We start from the raw sequence: 19,006 nt of genomic DNA, 5'->3' as shown, positions 1-19,006 counted from the left end.
CCGTGAAGACGCTAGTCATCGGCACCGGCGGCCGCGAGCACGCCCTCGCCCTCGCCCTGTCCCGAGACCCCCAGGTCACCGAGGTTCATGCCGCGCCGGGCAACCCCGGCATCGCCGAGGTCGCGACGCTGCACCAGGTCGACCCGATGGATGGAGCGGCGGTCGCCGCTCTGGCAACCACGATCGGCGCCGACCTCGTCGTGATCGGTCCGGAGGCTCCGCTCGTCGCGGGGGTGGCCGACGACGTACGCGCCGCGGGCATCGCCTGCTTCGGACCGTCGCGCGAGGCGGCCCAGCTCGAGGGTTCCAAGGCATTCGCCAAGCAGGTCATGGCGGGCGCCGACGTGCCGACCGGGATGGCGCACGTGTGCGAGACCGCCGAACAGGTCCAGGATGCGCTGGATGCGTTCGGTCCGCCCTATGTCGTCAAGGACGATGCGCTCGCGGCCGGCAAGGGCGTCGTCGTCACGGACGACCGTCAGGCGGCGATCGACCATGCGGCAGCGTGCGATCGGGTCGTCATCGAGGAGTTCCTCGACGGCCCCGAGGTGTCGCTGTTCGCGATCACCGACGGCGAGACTGTGCTGCCGTTGCAGCCGGCCCAGGACTTCAAGCGCGCGCTGGACGGCGACGGTGGGCCCAACACCGGAGGCATGGGCGCCTACACACCGCTCGACTGGACTCCCGACGACCTGGTCGCCGAGGTGTCGCGGCGGGTGCTCGTGCCGACCGTGCAGGAGATGGCTCGTCGGGGGACTCCCTTTCAGGGCCTGCTCTATGCGGGTCTCGCGCTGACCAGTCGCGGGGTGCGGGTCATCGAGTTCAACGCCCGTTTCGGCGATCCGGAGACGCAGTCGATCCTGGCCCTCCTGCGCACGCCCCTGTCAGCGCTGCTCTACGGCGCGGCGATCGGCGGACTCGCCGAGGTCGGCCTGCCGCAGTGGGCATCGTCGTCGTCGGTCACGGTTGTCGTCGCGGCCGAGGGCTATCCCGAAGATCCCCGCAAGGGTGATGTGATCGATGGCCTCGACGAGGTTGCCGCGCTCGACGGAGTCGACGTGATTCACGCCGGCACGGCGCTCGAGGACGGCAAGCTGGTGACCTCCGGTGGCCGCGTCCTGTCGGTCACGGCGGTCGGAGCGGACCTCGCGGAGGCGCGACGGCGCGCATACGCGGGGGTCGACCTGATCCACATCCGCGGCTCCCACCACCGGACCGACATCGCCCTGGCGGCCGAGCATGGCCAAGAACAGGAGAGAATAGAGCCGTGACCACTCCCAATGTCCTCGCCAACCGATACGCCTCGCCAGAGGTGGCGCGGATCTGGTCGCCGGAGCACAAGATCGTGCTCGAGCGCCGGCTCTGGATCGCCGTGCTCAAGGCGCAGAAGGATCTGGGTGTGGAGACGCCCGACGGCGTCATCGAGTCCTATGAGTCGGTCATCGACCGGGTCGATCTCGGCTCGATCGCCGCACGCGAGCAGATCACCCGCCACGACGTGAAGGCCCGCATCGAGGAATTCGCCGCGCTGGCCGGCACCGAGCACATCCACAAGGGGATGACCTCGCGTGACCTGACCGAGAATGTCGAGCAGCTGCAGATCAAGGCATCGCTCGAAGTGATGCGCGATCGTGCCGTGGCGACGCTGGCCCGACTCGGGCGGCTCGCGACCGAGCATGCCGAGCTCGTGATGGCGGGTCGGAGCCACAACGTCGCAGCCCAGGCGACGACCCTGGGCAAGCGCTTCGCCACGGTGGCCGATGAGCTGATCGTCGCGGTCGAACGACTCGATGACCTCATCGCGCGCTATCCGCTGCGCGGCATCAAGGGCCCCGTCGGCACGAGCCAGGACCAGCTGGACCTGCTCGGTGGCGACGAGGCCCGGCTCGCGGAGCTGGAGCAGCGCGTCGCCCGTCACCTCGGCTTCGACAAGGTTCTGACGAGTGTCGGGCAGGTCTATCCGCGCTCGCTCGACTATGACGTCGTGACCGCGCTCGTCCAGCTGGTCGCCGCGCCGTCCAATCTCGCCACCACGATCCGTCTGATGGCAGGCAACGAGACCGTCACCGAGGGCTTCCGTCCCGGCCAGGTCGGCTCCAGCGCGATGCCGCACAAGATGAACACGCGGTCGTGCGAACGCGTCAACGGGCTCGCGGTCATCCTGCGCGGCTATGCGTCGATGGTCGGCGAGCTGGCCGGCGACCAGTGGAACGAGGGCGATGTGTCGTGCTCGGTGGTCCGGCGGGTGGCCCTGCCGGATGCCTTCTATGCCGCAGACGGGCTGTTCGAGACATTCCTGACGGTGCTCGACGAGTTCGGCGTCTTCCCGGCCGTGGTCCAGCGTGAGCTCGACCGCTACTTGCCCTTCCTCGCGACGACCAAGGTCCTGATGGCGTCCGTTCGGCACGGGGTCGGTCGGGAGTCGGCCTATGAAGCGGTCAAGCAGCATGCCGTCGCGGTTGCCCTCGAGATGCGCGAGAAGGGTGCGGCCGACAACGACCTGTTCGCCCGGCTTGCCGGCGACGAGCGGCTGGGCCTGTCAGAGGCCGACCTCGCCTCACTGGTCGCCTCGCCGATCGATTTCACCGGCGCCGCGGTGAGCCAGGTGCGCGCTGTCGTGACTCGCATCGAGCAGCTCGTCGAGGCCAACCCGCACGCCGCGGCATACGCCCCCGGCTCGATCCTCTGAGCAGCCACCGACCACTAGGCTGAGCCTGTGCCACTTGAGATTCCCGGAACCCGCCACCTCCACTCTGGAAAGGTGCGCGACCTCTACGAGGTCGACGACGCGAACCTGCTCATGGTCGCGTCCGACCGCATCTCGGCCTACGACTTCGCGCTGACGCCGGGCATCCCCGACAAGGGCGAGATCCTCACACGGATGTCGCTGTGGTGGTTCGACCAGCTCAGCGACATCGTCCCCAACCACGTTGTCTCGACCTCGGTGCCCGAGCGCGTGCGCGGCCGGGCCCTGATCGTGGAGAGGCTCGAGATGTTCCCCGTCGAGTGCGTCGCGCGCGGCTACCTCTCGGGTTCGGGCCTTGCCGACTACGCCGCGACCGGCGAGGTCTGCGGCGTCCCGCTGCCGGCCGGGCTGGTCGATGCCTCGCGGTTGCCCGAGCCGATCTTCACCCCCGCGACCAAGGCCGAGATGGGTGAGCACGACGAGAACGTCTCGTTCGAGCACGTCACCGAGACGATCGGGGCCGAGAGTGCCGGCGCCCTGCGGGACCTGACCCTGAGGGTCTACGCGCGGGCCGAGGAGATCGCCCGTGAGCGGGGCATCATCTTGGCCGACACCAAGCTCGAGTTCGGCTCCCGTCCTGACGGCACGATCGTGCTGGCCGACGAAGTGCTGACTCCAGACTCCTCGCGCTTCTGGCCGTCCGGCTCATGGCAGCCCGGTCGGGCACAGCCGTCGTACGACAAGCAGTTTGTTCGTGACTGGCTGACCTCGCCGGACAGCGGCTGGGACCGTGCCAGCAACCGGCAGCCCCCGGCACTCCCCGCCGAGATCGTCGAGAAGACCCGAGAGCGTTATGTCCAGGCCTACGAGCGGCTGACCGGCGAGACCTTCTGATCCTCAGCGGATCTGGTACCACGTGACCGCAGCCGACAGCGCGAACGCGAGCATCGCCAGTGTGAGGGCGAGCGCAGGGGACACCTCGCGGCGTATGCGCCGGACGGTCCGGACCTTGGTCCCCCCCGCCACCTGCTCGAGCGCATCGGCGAGCTCGCCTGCCGACGCTGGGCGATCGGCCGGCCGGGTTGCGAGAGCGGATGCGAGGACATGGTCCAGGGTCCGGGGCAGCTGGTGCGCTCTGGCCAAGGCGGCCGGCCGACTGTCGACCGGCCGAGTGAGCAGTGATCTCGGGTCACCGGCGTCGTATGGCGGGTGGCCCGCGAGGAGCTCGTAGGCCACGGCGCCGAGCGAGTAGACGTCAGATCGCGCGTCGACGGGCGCGCCACGAGCCTGCTCGGGTGCCATGTAGGCCGGTGTTCCGGTCGTGACCGTGACGCCGCTGGCCTCGGCGAGTCGCTTGGCGCTACCGAGATCGGCCACGAGGACGCGCTCGCCCTCGCCGACCAGCAGATTGGTGGGTTTGACGTCGCGGTGCAGGACGCCGGCGTCGTGGAGGACCTGTACGGCGCGCGCAGACTCGGCGGCGAGCCGAAGGGCTTCGGCGGTGGTTGCCTTGGCCTTGACGCGGTCGGCGATCGTGCCGCCGGGCACGAAGTCCATCACGAAGAACGGGCGATCCTCGTGCATCCCGATGTCGTGGACGCGGACGACGCGGGGATCGTGGATACGCCGCAGCAGCCGGGCCTCAGCGAGGAAGCGCTCGCGCACGTCGGCGTGGTGGGCCCAGTTCTCGGCCAGGACCTTGACCGCGACGCGGATCTCTAGCTCGGTGTCGAAGCCGCGCCAGACTGTCGCGAAGGCGCCGACGCCTTCAACCGCGTCAAGTCGATAGCGCCCGATGTGTCTCATCATGGATCAGTATGGTCGATGTCACGGATGAGGATGGTCGATGTCATGGATGAGGACGAACAGCTGGTCGCCCGTGCGCGTGCCGGTGAGGCGTGGGCGTTGGAGGAGCTGCTGGCCGCCATCCGTCCGCGAGTCGTGCGCCGGTGCGCCCGCCTCCTGCCGCACACGCTCGATGCTGAGGAGGCCGCGCAGGACGCGCTCCTGTCGGTCGCGACGCACCTGCGTGACTACTCGGGGCAGGGGTCGTTCGAGGGTTGGGTCACGGTCATCGCCTCCAACTCTGCCCGTCAGACGTACCGGACGCTGAAGCGCAGGTTTGCCGAGCGGGCCGTCGAGGAGCTTCCGGTCAGCCCCGATCCGCGCACCACCAGCGTCATCGCTGGCAGCCGCCTGGACCTCCTCGACGCGATCGAGGCGCTCGAGCAGGTTCATCCGGCGGCCACCGAGGCGTTTGTGCTCCGCGACATCGCAGCGCTGCCGTACGAAGAGATTGCTCAGCTGACTCAGACGCCGCTCGGCACGGTCAAGGCGCGCATTCACACCGCGCGCGGATTCGTGCGGGAAAGGTTGGGGGTCGATGTCGACAACTTTTGAGCGCCGTGCGGCATCTCTGCCTCTGAGGAGTGCTCCTCTGAGAGCGCCGGCGAGGAGACCATCATGAAGCAACAGATAGCCGCAGGCATCCTGGCAGTGAGCATGGCGGGCGGCGTGGGCGCCAGCGCGGCGGTCCATCAGTGGCGCTCGGGAGACGACCAGGAGCCGAGTTCGAAACCGACCGCGACCGCGACAGCGACTGCGACGAAGAAGCCCTCGGTGGCCCCGAAGGCGCCCGCCACTGCAGGATCCGGGACGTCGAAAGGCGGTGGGACCAAGACCGCCGAGCCGAGCCTGCCGGCAGTGCCGGTGGGTTCGTTGCAGATCACCGCTGGAGCAGTCGGCCCGGTGCAGGTGGGGCTGGGCAAGCAGGCGGCCTTCGGCACCGGCTACTTCGACACTGACGTGGCGGCGCCCGGGTGTGAACCGGTCGTCGACCTGGTCTGGAGGCCGGCCTATCGGGACACGCTCGACGTGTTCACGAACGATGACGGCTCGATCCGCTCGATCGGCATTCGCCAGGCCGGCCCGCGTACACGCTCGGGCTTGGGTGTCGGCAGCACATACGAGAGCGTCCAGGGGGTTCTCGGTGATGTGCCGCCTGAGGTGGCGGGCTACGGTCAGACGGGGCTGTTCGTCAGCGAGGGCAACGGGTGGATCGGATTCTTGTTCAATGCCACACCGGAGGCCGTGCAGCCCACCGACCCGGTCACCTTCATCGAGGTCACCCGCGGTGCCAAGCCCGGCCTGATGCGAGACGGCTGCTGACGTCGGCCAGGCTGACTCAGGGTGTGGTGCCGGTCGGGTGGGTGAGGACCTGATCGTCGATCGTCGTCGCCCGGCCCGGGGTGACGGTGACCCACATCGAGCGGGGCCGGGCCTCGTCTCCCGTGATGTCCGTGTCGTGGAATGCCAGCAGGTAGTCCCCGGCGGACAGTCCGCCGATCCGGAATGTGCCCATGGCAGAGACGTGGACGGCATGGACGGCGCTCTCACTCTCAGCCGTCACGCACACGTGCGTCGCCGGCTGGTCGGGGGCGCCGCCCTCGTGTGAGGTGACCCTGCCCTGGATGTGGCCGGCGATCGACATGGTCGCGTGATGCTTCGTCATGGCGCCCGACTTGACCTCGACGGTCGAGCACGTCGACACGTGCGAGCCGGAGTCGTCCGTGGCCTCCACCCGGTAGGAGTCGCCCACCGCGGCGCGGAGCCGGGTGAACCGGTAGGCGCCGGCGTCGTCCGTGGTCGTGCTGCCGACATACGGGCTCTCGTCGGGTCCTTGCTCCGCCAGTGCGACTGTGATGCCGGGAAGCGGGAACCCCTCCGGGTCCGAGATCGTTCCCGTGATGGTGACGGCGGTCAGTGCAGCCGGCGTCGTGGCCATCGCGGTCGCCCTGGCGGCGGCCTCGCTTGTCGTCTGTGAGGTCATTCTTCCCCCTGAAGTCGAAGTTGTGTCCTAGGGGAGATGCGGCGCGGGCCGAAAAGGTTGCCTCGGTCGCCGGATACTGCGGGTATGGTGAGAGGCCCGTCACACACACCCCGAGGAGACGTCCGTGAGCAATCTCGCCGCCCTGCTGGAGCAGTCCACCGAGAAGTACGCCGACCGCACCGCGATCGTGTTCGGTGACACCCGTCTGAGCTATGCGCAGGTCAATGGCGCGGCCAACCAGGTGGCCAATCTGCTGGTCTCGCGCGGGATCCAGCCCGGCGACAAGGTGGCGCTGTCGTGCCCGAACCTGCCCTACTTCTCGATCATCTACTTCGGGATCCTCAAGGCCGGTGCGACGGTCGTCCCCCTCAACGTGCTGCTCAAGGGCCGAGAGGTCGCCTATCACCTGGCTGACTCCGACGCGAAGGCCTTCTTCGCGTTCGAGGGCACACCCGAGCTGCCGATCGGCGAGGCCGCTTGGGAGGGCTTCGGGGCGACCGAGTCGTGCACCGAGTTCTTCTTGATCAAGCTCGACTCGGCCCAGCCCGAGCCCATCGACCCGCCCGAGTTCTATGGACCGCTGGTCGCGCAGCAGCCGCCGACCTTCGAGACCGTCGAGCGCGATGACGACGACACCGCGGTGATTCTCTACACCTCCGGGACGACCGGCCAGCCCAAGGGCGCCGAGCTGCGGCATCGCAACATGCGGGACAACGCCTTGGCCGGCACCGAGCTGTTCGGCGCTGATGCCGAGAACCCCGACACCTATCTCTGTGTGCTCCCGCTGTTCCACTCGTTCGGGCAGACCGTGATCCAGAACGGTGGTTTCGCCTTCGGCGGCACCGTCGTGATGCTGCCGCGCTTCGAGGCGGCGGCTGCCCTCGGACTGATGGCGAGCAACAACGTGACGTTCTTCGCCGGCGTGCCGACGATGTACTGGGGCCTGCTCGGTGCCCTGGACGACACCGTCGACGTGGCCACGCTGGCCAAGAACCTGCGCGTCGCGGCCGCCGGCGGATCGGCGCTGCCAGTCGACATCCACAAGCAGTTCAAAGAGCGCTTCGGCGTGACGATCCTCGAGGGATACGGTCTCTCCGAGACCTCGCCGGTGGCGAGCTTCTCCCGCTTCGGAGAGGACCCACGGGTCGGCTCGATCGGCGTGCCGATCCCGGGTGTCGAGATGAAGCTCATCAACGATGACTGGTCCGACGTCGAGCCCGGTCCCGACTCAGTCGGCGAGATCGCGATCAAGGGCCACAACATCATGAAGGGCTATTACAACCGACCTGAGGCAACGGCCGAGGCGATCCGCGACGACTGGTTCCGCTCCGGTGACCTGGCCAAGAAGGATGACGACGGCTTCTACTACATCGTCGACCGGTCCAAGGACATGATCATCCGCGGCGGCTACAACGTCTATCCGCGTGAGCTCGAGGAGGTCCTGATGGAGCACCCGGCAGTCTCGCTGGTCGCAGTCATCGGCGTACCGCACGAGTCGCACGGCGAGGAGATCAAGGCAGTCGTGGTCAAGAACAAGGACCATGACGACGTCTCCGAGGCCGATCTCGTCGCGTGGGGCAAGGAGCAGTTCGCGTCCTACAAGTACCCACGGATCGTGGAGTTCATCGACGAGCTGCCGATGACCTCGACCGGCAAGATCCTCAAGCGCGAGCTGTCTTAGCGGCGGCGACGGCGGGCTGCGACGCACCGATAGACTGGGTGCACCGACCACTCAAGGAGCGTCCGTGGCCCGCGTCATCGTCGATGTCATGCCCAAGTCCGAGATCCTCGACCCGCAGGGCAAGGCCGTCCATGGCGCCTTGCCTCGCCTCGGCTTCAACGCCGTGACCGACGTACGCCAGGGCAAGCGGTTCGAGCTCGAGGTCGACACGGCCGACGACGCAACCCTCGCTGAGGTGCACGAGCTGGCCGGCTCGCTGCTCTCCAACCCGGTGATCGAGGACTATTCGGTCCGGGTCGAGGCATGAGCGAGCTCCGGCGAGCAGGGAGCAGCGCATGAAGGTCGGCGTCGTCACGTTCCCGGGGTCGCTCGACGATGTCGATGCCCAGCGCGCCGTCCGCCTTGCCGGCGGCGATCCGGTCGCGCTCTGGCACGGCGACCACGACCTCCGTGGGGTCGACGCTGTCATCCTGCCGGGGGGCTTCTCCTACGGTGACTACCTTCGCTGCGGTGCGATCGCCCGCTTCGCCCCGGTCATGACCGAGGTCGTCGCGGCCGCACATGGCGGGATGCCGGTGCTCGGCATCTGCAACGGGTTCCAGATCCTGTGCGAGTCTCACCTCCTGCCGGGAGCCTTGATCCGCAACGATCACCGCACGTTCATCTGCCGGGACCAGACCCTCAAGATCGAGAATGCGTCGACGGCATGGACGTCCGAGCTGACGGTCGGTCAGGAGATCGTGGTGCCCCTCAAGAACGGCGAGGGCGGCTTCGTCGCAGACCAGGACACGCTCGACCGACTCGAGGGTGAGGGGCAGGTCGTCTTCCGCTATGTCGACGTCAACCCCAACGGCTCGTTGCGCGACATCGCCGGCATCACCAATGAGCGGGGAAATGTCGTCGGGCTCATGCCCCACCCCGAGCACGCCGTGGAGGACCTCACCGGTCCCGGTACCGACGGGTTGGCCCTCTTCACCTCAGCGCTGGCCACCCTCACCTCTGCCTAGCCCCTCCCGCCCCCGCTGGGAGTGGCGGGTTTGGGGGGGCCGGCGGCGTGTCGCCGCAATTGCGTCACTCCCAGCGCCGGGTGTTGGCCAGACTGGGGTCGTGGAGGACATGACGCGGCTGCGTGAGGCCGTCGTCACGTGGGCAGCCGCTGGCACGGATGCCTCGACGGCCGGCGTGTATGCGCGGGAGCTGGCCGTTGCGGTCACGCTACGCACGGTCGTCCTGGTCGAAGGTGTCAGTGACCAGGTCGCGGTGGAGCGGTTGGCCATCCGTCGCGGGCGGGACCTCGCTGCCGAAGGTGTCTGTGTCGTGCCACTCGGGGGCGCGACCAGCATCGGCCGATTCCTCACCCTGCTAGGCCCAAGAGCGCTTGACGTCGCCGTCGCAGGTCTGTGCGATCTCGCCGAGCAGGCGTTCTTCGATCGTGCGCTGGAGAGGGCGGGACTCGCCTCGGAAGGGTTCTTTGTGTGCGACGCCGATCTGGAGCACGAGCTCATACGGGCGGTCGGGCTGGCCGGTGTCGAGACCGTCATCGAGGCTCAGGGCGATCTGCGTGCGCTACGTACGTTCCAGCGCCAGCCCGCCCAGCGCTCCCGCAGCAGCGAGGATCAGCTCCACCGTTTCATGGGCTCGATCGGCGGTCGGAAGGCGCGATATGCCGGCGCGCTCGTCGACGCCCTCGAGCTCGACAGGGTGCCGCAGCCACTCGACGATCTGCTCGCCCATGTCTGACCCCAGCGGGGTCGGGCGGGGGCGGCCGGGGTGGGGGACAATGGGCGCATGGATCTCCCCGTCGCCTGGTCGCTGCTTCTGCTCGCCACTGCGGTCTGGAATGTCGTGATCTGGCCGCCGTTCCTGAAGCGCGTACGCAACGACGACCGCTCGCGCGATGGTGCCGGCAAGGCCACACCGTTCCTGCGCGTGCACACGATCCTGATCGGGATCTCGCTGACCCTCGCCGCCGCGGTGGGCATCCTCGGAATCCTCACGCTGGCATGAGCGTTGACGCCGACATGGGCAATCAGGTCACGATCAACCTCGACGAGCGTCGCTTCGAGATCAAGGTCGACGGAGTCCTCGCCGGCTTCACCGAGGCGATCGAGGAGGGCGATGTCGTGACGTTCCCTCACACCGTCGTCTACGAGCGGTTCGAGGGCCAAGGACTCGCCTCCGAGCTGGTCACCGGCGCACTGGACGACGTACGCCGCCGAGGCAAGAAAGTCGTCGCGACCTGCTCCTATGTGGCCCGCTTCATCTCCAAGCACCCTGGCTACGCCGACCTGTTGGCGTGACGACAGGCACACGCAGCGATTCGTTGGCTGAGACAACCAACTGATATCCTGTGACAACGCGAACGCACCAGTCCGGTGCTGTTCCGGCCCGACGAAGTAGCGCGAATCCGCGTGAAATGGATATCGGGCATTCGTTCCCGAATCGTCTGTGAGTACTGCTCTGTGAGCAACACCAAGCCTGACGGCAGCACTGTGCTGCCCACCTTTTCCACCCTCGACCTCCCCGCCGCGTTGGTATCCGCGTTGGCGCGCCAGGAGATCGTCAACCCCAGTCCCGTCCAGCTCGCGGTGATCCCCGATGCGCTCGCGGGACGCCACGTCCTGGGCCGCGCCCGGACCGGCTCCGGCAAGACCCTGGCCTTCGGCCTTCCGGTCCTCGTCCGGCTCGCCGGCCGCACGAGCCGCCCCAAGGCACCCCGCGGGCTGATCCTGCTCCCGACCCGTGAGCTCGCGACCCAGGTGCGTACGGCCATGGAGCCGCTCGCACAGAAGATGGGCTTGCGCCTCACCACGGTCTACGGAGGTGTGCCGATCAACAAGCAGATCAGCACCCTGCGCAACGGCGTGGACATCGTCATCGCGACCCCCGGCCGACTGACCGACCTGCTCGACCGTCGCTGCATGACGCTCGACGACATCGAGATCACGGTCCTCGACGAGGCCGACCACCTGTGCGACCTCGGCTTCTACAAGCCGATCGACGCGCTGCTGACCAAGACTCCCGAGTCGAGCCAGCGGATGCTGTTGTCGGCGACGCTGGACGGTGACGTCAACCGGCTCGTCAAGCGGCACCTGCCCCAGCACTCCCTCCACGAGGTCGACTCGGCAGACAGCCACGTCGACACGATGGAGCACCACGTGCTCGTCAGCGCCGCGACCGAGAAGTCCCGGACCGCATTCGACCTGCTTCGCGCCAACCCGCGCAGCATCGTCTTCACCCGTACGCGTCGCGGCGCCATGCGTCTCGCGCGCCAGCTGACACAGAACGGGATCGAAGCCGTCGACATGCACGGTGACCTCTCGCAGCGTCACCGCGAGCGCAACCTCGAGGCCTTCAGCAGCGGTCGTGCCAGCGTCATCGTCGCCACCGACGTCGCCGCGCGCGGCATCCACGTCGACCGGATCGGCCTGGTCGTGCACTACGACGCGCCGGCCGAGCACAAGGCCTACCAGCACCGCTCGGGCCGTACGGCTCGCGCCGGCGAGTCCGGGTCCGTCGTCACGATGACGACTCCGGAGGCCCTGCGCGACGTCATGCAGCTCCAGAACAAGGCCGGCGTCACCGCACGTCACCACGACGCTCGCACCGCTCCGTCACCCATGACGGCCGAGGCGCTCTCCGGCGCCGGAACCGCGGCTCCGCACGCATCGTCGGTCCGCCAGGGTGCTCGCAGCACGGGCTCGGGCAATGGCGGCGGCCAGAACCGCGGCGGAGGTCGCTCGCAGGGCGGGTTCCGCGGCAACGGTGGCGGACGTCCGCAGGGCAATGGCGGAGGCAACCGTGGCGGTGGCGGCGGACGTCGCCGCAGTGGCGGCGGCTCGGGTGGATCGACCCGCGTCTACTCCTCCTCATAACAGCCGGAACGTCATCCCGCCTGTGCCAGACACGCCACGGGCGGGATAACGTGAGGCCGCCCCGGCCCGTTGCGACCTCGCCGTGATCGATGCGAGATGCTGGGCACCATGTCGGTACGCAGTGGGTTGAAGGCAGCGAAGCTGCCACGCATCGGGCTGCTGGGTCCCGCCTTCATCGCCGCAGTCGCCTACGTCGATCCGGGCAACGTCGCGACGAATGTCACCGCCGGCTCCCGCTTCGGCTACACCTTGGTGTGGGTCGTCGTGATGGCGAACATCATGGCGGTGCTGGTCCAATATCTCTCGGCCAAGCTCGGCATGGTCACGGGCCAGTCGCTCGCCGGGCACATGGGACAGCGGTTGCCCACGGCGCCGCGCATCGCCTATTGGCTGCAGGCGGAGTCGATTGCGATCGCGACCGACCTCGCGGAGGTCGTCGGTGGTGCGATAGCCCTCTATCTGCTGTTCGACCTGCCGCTCGTGCTCGGCGCGATCATCACCGCGACTGTGGCGATTGTCGTGCTGAGGATCGGCGACCTGCGCGGGCAGCACACCCTCGAGCGGGTCATCGTCGGCTTCCTCGCGCTGATCGCCGTCGGCTTCATGGCCGGGCTCTTCGTCAACCCCCCGGAGGCCGATGCGTTGGCCGGCGGCCTGGTGCCGACGTTCGAGGGCGCCGACAGCGTCCTGCTGGCCTCGGGCATCATCGGCGCGACCGTCATGCCGCACGTGATCTATCTCCACTCGAGCCTGACCATCACCCGCCTGGGACACCGCGGCGAAGGCCTCACGGTGCGGCAGCTGCTGTCTGCCACCCGAACCGACGTGGTGCTCGCCCTGATCCTCGCGGGGGTCCTCAACCTGTCACTGCTCGTCGTCGCGGCAGCGAGCCTCGACGGACTCCCCGGCACCGACACCCTGCAGGGCGTGCACGCCGTCGTGACGACAGAGCTCGGCGCAGGAGTCGCGCTGTTGTTTGCGGTGGCCCTGCTGGGCTCCGGACTCGCGTCGACGTCGGTGGGCAGTGCTGCCGGCGCAGAAGTCATGAACGGGCTGCTCGGTATACGCCTGCCGCTGCTGGTCCGCCGGGTGGTGACCCTCATCCCCGCCCTGGTCGTCCTGGCCTTGGGCTTCGAGCCGAGTCGAGCACTCGTCATCTCCCAGGTCGTCCTGTCGATCGGCATCCCGTTCGCCCTGATCCCGCTCGTCGTGCTCACGGCCCGCCGCGATGTGATGGGGGAGTATGTCAATCGGCGCGCCACGACCGGTGCGGCCTGCCTGGTGGCGACGATCGTCATCGCACTCAACGTCTCGCTGATCTGGCTGACGTTCACCGGCTGAGGTGCGACAGTCGCCTGACGGCGCCACGCTGTCCGCATGACTCCCGGCCCATTGACCATCGGTCACCGTTCTGCGTCTTCATGACGTAGTCGCGATCAGGACGATGCGGCCGCCGCGAGAGCCGCGCCGATCATTGCGGTGTCCTCGGCAATCAAGCCCGAGGTGACCCGCACGTGGTGGGCTGGGTCGGCGCCGACCCAGAAGGGGCGCCCCGGCGCGACTCCGATGCCACGTCCGCTCAGGGCGATCAAAGCGGCGGCCTCGTCGACCACCGGCAGCCAGATGTTCAGTCCATCGCCCCCCCGCACGACGACATCATGGTGGGCCAGGGCGCGGATGAGAGCGACTCGCCGGCGGGCGTACTCCCGGGCGGCCCGATCAATCTGGGCGACCGACTCGTCGTGCGTGAGCAGGTCCAGGAGGACCCGTTGGAGCAGGTGGCTCGTCCAGCTCTGACCGAGAAACCGTCGATTGACGATCGGCTCGACCAGTGCCGCCGCCCCTCCGACCGCTGCCAGACGCAGATCAGGCCCGTGCGACTTGGAAAAGCTCCGTACGTGCAGGCAGCGGCCAGGCAGTCGAGCGCCGATGCTGTGCAGCGACGACGCGGCGATCATGCCGGTCGAGTCGTTCTCGACCACGAAGGCGTCATGGCCCTCCATGACACCGGCCAGCTCATCGGCGCGGCGCTTGGTGAACGATGCGCCGGTGGGATTTTGGGCACACGGTTGCAGGAAGACTGCGCGGGGCTCGGACCGAAGTGCCGCGGACAGGGCCTCAGGCCGGATGCCCTCGTCGTCCAGATCCACCGGAACGATCCGGACCCCGGCCGCATCCAGCAGGTCCAGGAGCGGCGGGAAGCTCGGGTTCTCCACGACGACACGATCGCCGAACTGCAGATGCGTCGTGACGATGAGGTCGAGTGCATCCATGGCGCCGTCGACCACGGTGATCGTGTCGGCCGGGAATGCCCAGGTCGATCGCAGGTGCTCGCCGAGCTCGGGCAGGACGGGCTCGGTCACGTAGGTCGCCGCGGCCTGGCACACGCCCACGCGCGACAGTGATGCTGCGAGGTCTGGCAGCAGCGCGGGATCGGGGACGCCGGTGGACAGGTCGATCGAAAGAGTCGTCGTGCGCTCGAGCGCACGACGGTAGCGTCCCCGGCCTGACGGTGACTGCGGGATGACGGTCGTCCCAAGCCGGCGGTTGCTGTGGATCAGTCCGGCACGGGTCAGGATCGTCCAGGCAGCACTGACCGTCGTGGGGGAGCAGTGGAACTCGGTGGCGAGCCGGCGGATGGGTGGGAGCTGGGATCCCGCCGGCAGGGCCCCGTCACGGATCGCGCGGCTGATGCCCTCGGCGATGCCGCGGGCAGAGTAGTCAGACGTGTAGTCGGCGATGGTCTGGATCATGGATGTGTGACGGTACATGGCAACCACGTGTCCTTCGGGCAATCTCCGGTCAGATCCGAACCCCCACCGCCTCATGGAACACGGCGGCTGCAGCCTCTGCGCATCGGGCATCGTCGTCGGCGCTTGCGCCACTGACCCCCACCGCGCCGATCACGACTCCGTGAGCGTGCAGCGGAACGCCGCCTCCGAAGATCACGAAGCGCCCACCACCGTTGGCTTGCAGTCCGAACAGCTCGCCGCCGGGCGCCGCAAGCATCGCCAGCTCCGCTGTCGAGATGTGGTTGGCAACGGAGGTGTACGCCTTGTCGACCGCGAGCGTGGGACCGGCGATCTCGGCGTCGTCCATGCGACCGAAGGCGACCAGGTGTCCGCCGCCGTCGACGACAGCGGCGGACACCAGTACCTCGCGGTGGGTTGCCTCGGCGAGCGCCGAGGTGATCAGCTCCTGGGCCAGCTCAAGAGTCAGATCGTTCACGGTGTCATCGACCCGCCGACTCGGCCTCGCCGGCGGGCAGGGCCTCGGCCTCACCAGTTGCCAGCACACCGCCTGCACGCAGCAGCACCTCTGGCCGTACCCGTCCGATCTGGATCGCGATCATCGACATCACGACGATGAACAACAGGACCAGATAGGGGAAGTAGCGCACTGGCGCGTCGGGGACCGGATAGACCTGGCCGTAGATCGGGATCGCGAGCAGCGCGATGCCTAGCACGGGGAGCACCGCATGGCGAAGCAGTGACCTCTCGGAGCGCCCCAGGTCGCCGAAGTGCCGCATGCAGGCGATGTTCGTGAGGATGTAGACGGGGATGATCGCAAGGGTGAGGATCGAGCCGAGATATACGTACGCGTTGAACGGGCCAGACAGGAGTCCGACACCGAAGGTGAAGACGACCGCGACGGCGCCCTGGAGCCAGATCGCCGTCGATGGCGTCTGGTGCGTGGTGCTGACCCGTCCGAGCGCGGCCGGCAGCATGCCCTCGCGACCCATCGCGAACACGATGCGCACGATGCCGTTGTTGGAGTTCATGATCACCGCAAAGATGCTCGAGATGCCGGCGAGGCCGACAAGCAGCTTGAGCCAGGGCGCGTACATCGTCGCCAATGTGGTGAACGGGGCCGTGTCGCCGACCAGTCGATCGACATTGTCGGTGCCGAATCCGATCATCTCGCTGTATGTGCAGAACAGGTAGATCGCACCGACGAACAACAGGGACAAGAACATGCCTAGCGGGATGTTGCGTCGCGGATCGCGTACCTCTTCGCCCAGCGTCGTGGCGGCCTCGAATCCGACGAACGACAAGATGCCGAACACCATGCCGAGGGCTATGCCGGAGAGTCCGCCGCTGGATTCACCCGGGTTGAACGGTGCGAGGCTCAGTCCGTCCGCACCGCCCTTGATGAGCACGATCGCGCTCAGGAGGACGATCACCAGGACCTCGGCGGTGAACAGGATCAGGGCGGTCCGCAACGAGCCGGTGATCCCCCGCAGCGACAAGACCAGCATGAGGACGATGAAGATCGCCGAGATGATCGTCCAGTGGAGCTGGATGCCGTGCTGCGCCAAGACGTCGTGGGTGTAGACCCCGATGAGGGCCAGCTCGGCCGGCACGAGCAACGCGTACGCCAGGAACATCAGTCCGCCGGTGACGAAACCTGCGCGTGGTCCGATGCCGCGTGAGACGAACGTGTAGAAAGCGCCCGCACTCGGGAACACCCGCGCCATCTCCATGATGCTGCTGCCGACGATGAGCATGACCGCCAGCGCCGCCACGAACACGAAGGGTGTGGCAACGCCCGCGTGTGAGGCAGAGACCTGCGGATTGAAGTAGACCGACACCGCGGGACCCATCAGCGCCGCGGACATGATGACCGCCCCGCCGAGGCCTATCGCGTTGGGGCGCAGCGACGCAGCCGCAGGCGCCTGGGTGTGAGAGTTGTCCATCTCTGCTCCTTCGAGTAACCGTCGTCGGGACGCTATGCCCCACGCTGGGAGAAGACAATAGGGTCATTGTGTCGGTACAAGAGGCACCCGCGAGGGTCGTTTCCGTCCGAGGTGATCTGGGACGAGAGCGGTGCTGGGCTCGCGCCGTCTGCCACACTCGGGGCGTGGCACTCCCAACCATCAGGATTCCGCGCGACCTCGGCTCCGTGCGCACGAACCTCAACGACAAGCTCCACCGCACGCCGATCGCCGACCTGCGGTTCATGTCTCGCGACATCGTGGAGCGGCGCTCGTCGTTCACGCTCTATCGCTATTCCGCCATCAAGGGCATCAAGTCCCGCGGCAAGCCTTTGCTCCTGATCCCGCCCCTGGCCGCGCCGGCGATGGCCTTCGACCTGCGTCGAGGCTGCAGCCTGATCGAGTACTTCGTCGGCAAGGGCCGCCCGGTCTATCTCGTCGACTACGGCCCGGTCAACTTCAAGCACCGCGGACTCGGCATCGAGCACTGGGTCGACTCGGTCCTGCCTGCGGCGATCGAGATCGCGGCGGAGCACTCCGGCGCCGACTCTGTGCACACCGCCGGCTGGAGCCTCGGTGGCATCTTCACGATGTTCGCGGCCGCCGCCCACCCGGAGCTTCCGATTGCCTCGGCGACCGCGGTCGCGAGCCCGTTCGACCTGCGCGAGGTGCCGCTGCTTGCGCTGGCGCGACCGATCGATCGCATCGCGGGCCCGCTGGTCTCCCCGCTCTACCGGTCGATGGGCGGCATCCCCGCGCCGCTGACCCGGATCGGCTTCCAGCTCTCGAGCATCGACAAATACCTCACCAAACCGATCGCGATGTTGACGCACGCCGACGACCGCGACTTCCTCGCCCAGCTCGAGGCCGTCGATCGCTTCATGTCCAACATGTATGCCTATCCCGGCCGGACGTTCGGGCAGCTCTACCACGTCGTGATGCGGACCAACGAGTTCGCCACCGGCACGATGGAGCTCGCCGGACGCGACGTCAGACTCGCGAAGGTCGATGTCCCGGTGCTCGTGGTCGCCGGCATGAACGACACCCTGGCGCCGCATGCGGCGGTCGAGCACCTGCTGGACCTGGTGACCGCGTCACCCGACGCGCAGCTCGTCCAGGCTCCGGGTGGTCATCTCGGCGTCCTGACCGGGCGCGCCGCACGCAGATCCACGTGGCCGGCTATGGAGAAGTTCTTCACCAAGCACGATCATTGAGTCATGCCAGAGCTGCCTGAGGTCAACGCGCTCGTCGAGTTCCTCGACCGGGAGACGACCGACGCCGTAGTGGCGGGCGTCGAGCTCGCGTCGTTCGCGGTCCTGAAGACGTTCGACCCACCGGTCTCGGCACTGCCCGGACTGGCGGTCACGGGAGTCAGCCGGCACGGCAAGTTCATCGATCTCGATGTCGACGGGATCCACATCATCATCCACCTGGCCAAGGCCGGCTGGCTGCGCTGGTCCGACAAGCTCCCCGACACCAAGCTCAAGCTCGGTGCCAGCAACATCGCTGCCCGCGTACGGCTGGACCGGGGCGACGGGCCGACGATCGGCTTCGACGTCACCGAGGCCGGCACCCGCAAGGGCCTTGCGATGTATGTCGTTCGGGATCCTGCCGAGGTGCCGGGCATCGCGGCACTCGGCCCCGATCCACTCGTACCTGGATTCGAGCTGCGCCCGCTGCTAGGGCGCCGGATGCAGGTCAAGCGGCTGCTGCGCGACCAGAAGATCATCGCCGGGGTCGGCAATGCCTACAGCGATGAGATCCTGCATGCCGCCAAGCTCTCGCCGTTCGCGATCGCCGAGAGTCTCAAGGACGACGAGATCATGCGCCTCGAGGCCGCGCTGCAGGAGATCCTTCGTGAAGCGGTCGAGGAGGCTCGGGGGAAGCCGGCAGAGGAGCTGAAGGACGACAAACGTACGCGGATGCGGGTGCACGGTCGGGCCGGCGAGACGTGTCCGGTCTGTGGCGACGTCGTGCTCGAGGTGACCTACGCCCAGTCCGCCCTGCAGTACTGCCCGACGTGCCAGACCGGCGGCAAACCGCTCAAGGACCGCACCACCAGCAAGTTCCTCAAGTAGGGCGCGCGCGGCTCGTCCCTCGCCGCTCCAACGGCTCCTCTGTCGCCGCTGCCGGGCTTCGCCCGGGCGCCTGCCTCGCTGCGCTCGGCCCTCGCCGCTCCAACGGCTCCTCTGTCGCCGCTGCCGGGCTTCGCCCGGGCGCC

The 19,006-nt window shown here is 67.9% G+C and carries 20 protein-coding genes; 15 read left to right on the top strand and 5 right to left on the bottom strand.

What is annotated here, in order from left to right:
• Nucleotides 1-2 precede the first annotated feature (2 nt).
• From purD to WKF39_RS11800, 3 genes are read left to right on the top strand one after another with little or no spacing between them, the layout of a single operon-like run.
• A complete protein-coding gene (gene purD, locus WKF39_RS11810) occupies nucleotides 3-1,271 on the top strand; it encodes a phosphoribosylamine--glycine ligase (RefSeq protein ID WP_340388608.1) in 1,269 nt (422 codons plus the stop codon).
• Complete coding sequence (gene purB / locus WKF39_RS11805; protein WP_340388606.1) at nucleotides 1,268-2,689, top strand: adenylosuccinate lyase; 1,422 nt, start codon at nucleotides 1,268-1,270, stop codon at nucleotides 2,687-2,689. The genes purD and purB overlap by 4 nt, the downstream gene beginning before the upstream one ends.
• Before the next feature lie 27 nt (nucleotides 2,690-2,716).
• Nucleotides 2,717-3,580, top strand: a complete 864-nt coding sequence (locus WKF39_RS11800; protein ID WP_340388604.1) for a phosphoribosylaminoimidazolesuccinocarboxamide synthase — start codon at nucleotides 2,717-2,719, stop codon at nucleotides 3,578-3,580.
• Nucleotides 3,581-3,583: 3 nt separating this feature from the next.
• On the opposite strand, the gene WKF39_RS11795 is transcribed toward WKF39_RS11800, so the two are convergent.
• Nucleotides 3,584-4,495: a serine/threonine-protein kinase gene (locus tag WKF39_RS11795; protein ID WP_340388602.1), complete on the bottom strand. Its 912-nt coding sequence runs from the start codon at nucleotides 4,493-4,495 to the stop codon at nucleotides 3,584-3,586.
• A 42-nt stretch (nucleotides 4,496-4,537) separates the two neighbouring features.
• Between WKF39_RS11795 and WKF39_RS11790 the strand changes: the two genes are divergently transcribed.
• Complete coding sequence (locus WKF39_RS11790) at nucleotides 4,538-5,086, top strand: RNA polymerase sigma factor (protein ID WP_340388601.1); 549 nt, start codon at nucleotides 4,538-4,540, stop codon at nucleotides 5,084-5,086.
• 63 nt (nucleotides 5,087-5,149) lie between these two features.
• Nucleotides 5,150-5,854, top strand: coding sequence for a hypothetical protein (locus WKF39_RS11785; protein WP_340388599.1), 705 nt, complete (start codon nucleotides 5,150-5,152; stop codon nucleotides 5,852-5,854).
• Between the two features lie 16 nt (nucleotides 5,855-5,870).
• Here the strand turns inward: WKF39_RS11785 and WKF39_RS11780 are convergent, their stop codons facing one another.
• Entirely contained in the window at nucleotides 5,871-6,515 is a 645-nt protein-coding gene (locus tag WKF39_RS11780) for a carboxypeptidase-like regulatory domain-containing protein (protein WP_340388597.1), read from the bottom strand.
• Between the two features lie 124 nt (nucleotides 6,516-6,639).
• On the opposite strand from WKF39_RS11780, the gene WKF39_RS11775 reads away from it, so the two are divergent.
• The 8 genes from WKF39_RS11775 to WKF39_RS11740 all read left to right on the top strand — a co-directional run bounded on the left by WKF39_RS11775 (nucleotide 6,640) and on the right by WKF39_RS11740 (nucleotide 13,412).
• A complete protein-coding gene (locus WKF39_RS11775; protein ID WP_340388595.1) occupies nucleotides 6,640-8,196 on the top strand; it encodes a long-chain fatty acid--CoA ligase in 1,557 nt (518 codons plus the stop codon).
• A gap of 64 nt (nucleotides 8,197-8,260) precedes the next feature.
• Nucleotides 8,261-8,503: a phosphoribosylformylglycinamidine synthase subunit PurS gene (purS, locus tag WKF39_RS11770; RefSeq protein WP_340388593.1), complete on the top strand. Its 243-nt coding sequence runs from the start codon at nucleotides 8,261-8,263 to the stop codon at nucleotides 8,501-8,503.
• A 28-nt stretch (nucleotides 8,504-8,531) separates the two neighbouring features.
• Nucleotides 8,532-9,203 carry a phosphoribosylformylglycinamidine synthase subunit PurQ gene (gene purQ, locus WKF39_RS11765; protein ID WP_340388591.1) on the top strand — a complete coding sequence of 224 codons (672 nt, stop codon included), beginning with the start codon at nucleotides 8,532-8,534 and terminating at the stop codon, nucleotides 9,201-9,203.
• A 109-nt stretch (nucleotides 9,204-9,312) separates the two neighbouring features.
• Nucleotides 9,313-9,936 carry a TOPRIM nucleotidyl transferase/hydrolase domain-containing protein gene (locus WKF39_RS11760; RefSeq protein ID WP_340388731.1) on the top strand — a complete coding sequence of 208 codons (624 nt, stop codon included), beginning with the start codon at nucleotides 9,313-9,315 and terminating at the stop codon, nucleotides 9,934-9,936.
• A 48-nt stretch (nucleotides 9,937-9,984) separates the two neighbouring features.
• Nucleotides 9,985-10,203: a hypothetical protein gene (locus WKF39_RS11755; protein WP_340388589.1), complete on the top strand. Its 219-nt coding sequence runs from the start codon at nucleotides 9,985-9,987 to the stop codon at nucleotides 10,201-10,203.
• Nucleotides 10,200-10,496, top strand: a complete 297-nt coding sequence (locus WKF39_RS11750; RefSeq protein ID WP_340388587.1) for a GNAT family N-acetyltransferase — start codon at nucleotides 10,200-10,202, stop codon at nucleotides 10,494-10,496. Before WKF39_RS11755 ends, WKF39_RS11750 begins: the two co-directional genes overlap by 4 nt.
• Before the next feature lie 162 nt (nucleotides 10,497-10,658).
• On the top strand, nucleotides 10,659-12,071 hold the full coding sequence (locus tag WKF39_RS11745; RefSeq protein WP_340388585.1) for a DEAD/DEAH box helicase: 1,413 nt from the start codon (nucleotides 10,659-10,661) through the stop codon (nucleotides 12,069-12,071).
• A gap of 108 nt (nucleotides 12,072-12,179) precedes the next feature.
• Nucleotides 12,180-13,412: an Nramp family divalent metal transporter gene (locus tag WKF39_RS11740; RefSeq protein ID WP_340388583.1), complete on the top strand. Its 1,233-nt coding sequence runs from the start codon at nucleotides 12,180-12,182 to the stop codon at nucleotides 13,410-13,412.
• 95 nt (nucleotides 13,413-13,507) lie between these two features.
• Here the strand turns inward: WKF39_RS11740 and WKF39_RS11735 are convergent, their stop codons facing one another.
• Genes WKF39_RS11735 through WKF39_RS11725 form a run of 3 tightly spaced genes read right to left on the bottom strand, consistent with a single transcriptional unit; the run spans nucleotide 13,508 to nucleotide 16,767 of the window.
• Nucleotides 13,508-14,824 (bottom strand): aminotransferase class I/II-fold pyridoxal phosphate-dependent enzyme, encoded by a 1,317-nt coding sequence (locus WKF39_RS11735; RefSeq protein WP_340388581.1) that lies wholly within the window; start codon nucleotides 14,822-14,824, stop codon nucleotides 13,508-13,510.
• A 49-nt stretch (nucleotides 14,825-14,873) separates the two neighbouring features.
• Nucleotides 14,874-15,299 (bottom strand): heme-binding protein, encoded by a 426-nt coding sequence (locus WKF39_RS11730; RefSeq protein ID WP_340388579.1) that lies wholly within the window; start codon nucleotides 15,297-15,299, stop codon nucleotides 14,874-14,876.
• A gap of 4 nt (nucleotides 15,300-15,303) precedes the next feature.
• Nucleotides 15,304-16,767, bottom strand: a complete 1,464-nt coding sequence (locus WKF39_RS11725) for an APC family permease (RefSeq protein WP_340388577.1) — start codon at nucleotides 16,765-16,767, stop codon at nucleotides 15,304-15,306.
• A gap of 164 nt (nucleotides 16,768-16,931) precedes the next feature.
• On the opposite strand from WKF39_RS11725, the gene WKF39_RS11720 reads away from it, so the two are divergent.
• Complete coding sequence (locus WKF39_RS11720) at nucleotides 16,932-17,999, top strand: alpha/beta fold hydrolase (RefSeq protein WP_340388575.1); 1,068 nt, start codon at nucleotides 16,932-16,934, stop codon at nucleotides 17,997-17,999.
• Between the two features lie 3 nt (nucleotides 18,000-18,002).
• Entirely contained in the window at nucleotides 18,003-18,863 is an 861-nt protein-coding gene (locus tag WKF39_RS11715; protein ID WP_340388573.1) for a DNA-formamidopyrimidine glycosylase family protein, read from the top strand.
• Nucleotides 18,864-19,006 lie beyond the last annotated feature (143 nt).

Origin of the sequence: Aeromicrobium sp., assembly GCF_037719875.1 — a bacterium.
Taxonomy (GTDB): Bacteria; Actinomycetota; Actinomycetes; order Propionibacteriales; family Nocardioidaceae; genus Aeromicrobium.
The sequence above is the reverse complement of the archived record's forward strand: the minus strand, read 5'-3'. Positions and strand labels throughout refer to the sequence as shown.

Coding starts and splice junctions, on each gene's coding strand:
- WKF39_RS11735 (WP_340388581.1), bottom strand. CDS start 14,824: ATGATCCAGACCATCGCCGACTACACGTCTGACTACTCTGCCCGCGGC.
- WKF39_RS11740 (WP_340388583.1), top strand. CDS start 12,180: ATGTCGGTACGCAGTGGGTTGAAGGCAGCGAAGCTGCCACGCATCGGG.
- WKF39_RS11750 (WP_340388587.1), top strand. CDS start 10,200: ATGAGCGTTGACGCCGACATGGGCAATCAGGTCACGATCAACCTCGAC.
- WKF39_RS11725 (WP_340388577.1), bottom strand. CDS start 16,767: ATGGACAACTCTCACACCCAGGCGCCTGCGGCTGCGTCGCTGCGCCCC.
- WKF39_RS11795 (WP_340388602.1), bottom strand. CDS start 4,495: ATGATGAGACACATCGGGCGCTATCGACTTGACGCGGTTGAAGGCGTC.
- WKF39_RS11785 (WP_340388599.1), top strand. CDS start 5,150: ATGAAGCAACAGATAGCCGCAGGCATCCTGGCAGTGAGCATGGCGGGC.
- WKF39_RS11755 (WP_340388589.1), top strand. CDS start 9,985: ATGGATCTCCCCGTCGCCTGGTCGCTGCTTCTGCTCGCCACTGCGGTC.
- WKF39_RS11780 (WP_340388597.1), bottom strand. CDS start 6,515: ATGACCTCACAGACGACAAGCGAGGCCGCCGCCAGGGCGACCGCGATG.
- WKF39_RS11760 (WP_340388731.1), top strand. CDS start 9,313: ATGACGCGGCTGCGTGAGGCCGTCGTCACGTGGGCAGCCGCTGGCACG.
- WKF39_RS11715 (WP_340388573.1), top strand. CDS start 18,003: ATGCCAGAGCTGCCTGAGGTCAACGCGCTCGTCGAGTTCCTCGACCGG.
- WKF39_RS11790 (WP_340388601.1), top strand. CDS start 4,538: ATGGATGAGGACGAACAGCTGGTCGCCCGTGCGCGTGCCGGTGAGGCG.
- purQ (WP_340388591.1), top strand. CDS start 8,532: ATGAAGGTCGGCGTCGTCACGTTCCCGGGGTCGCTCGACGATGTCGAT.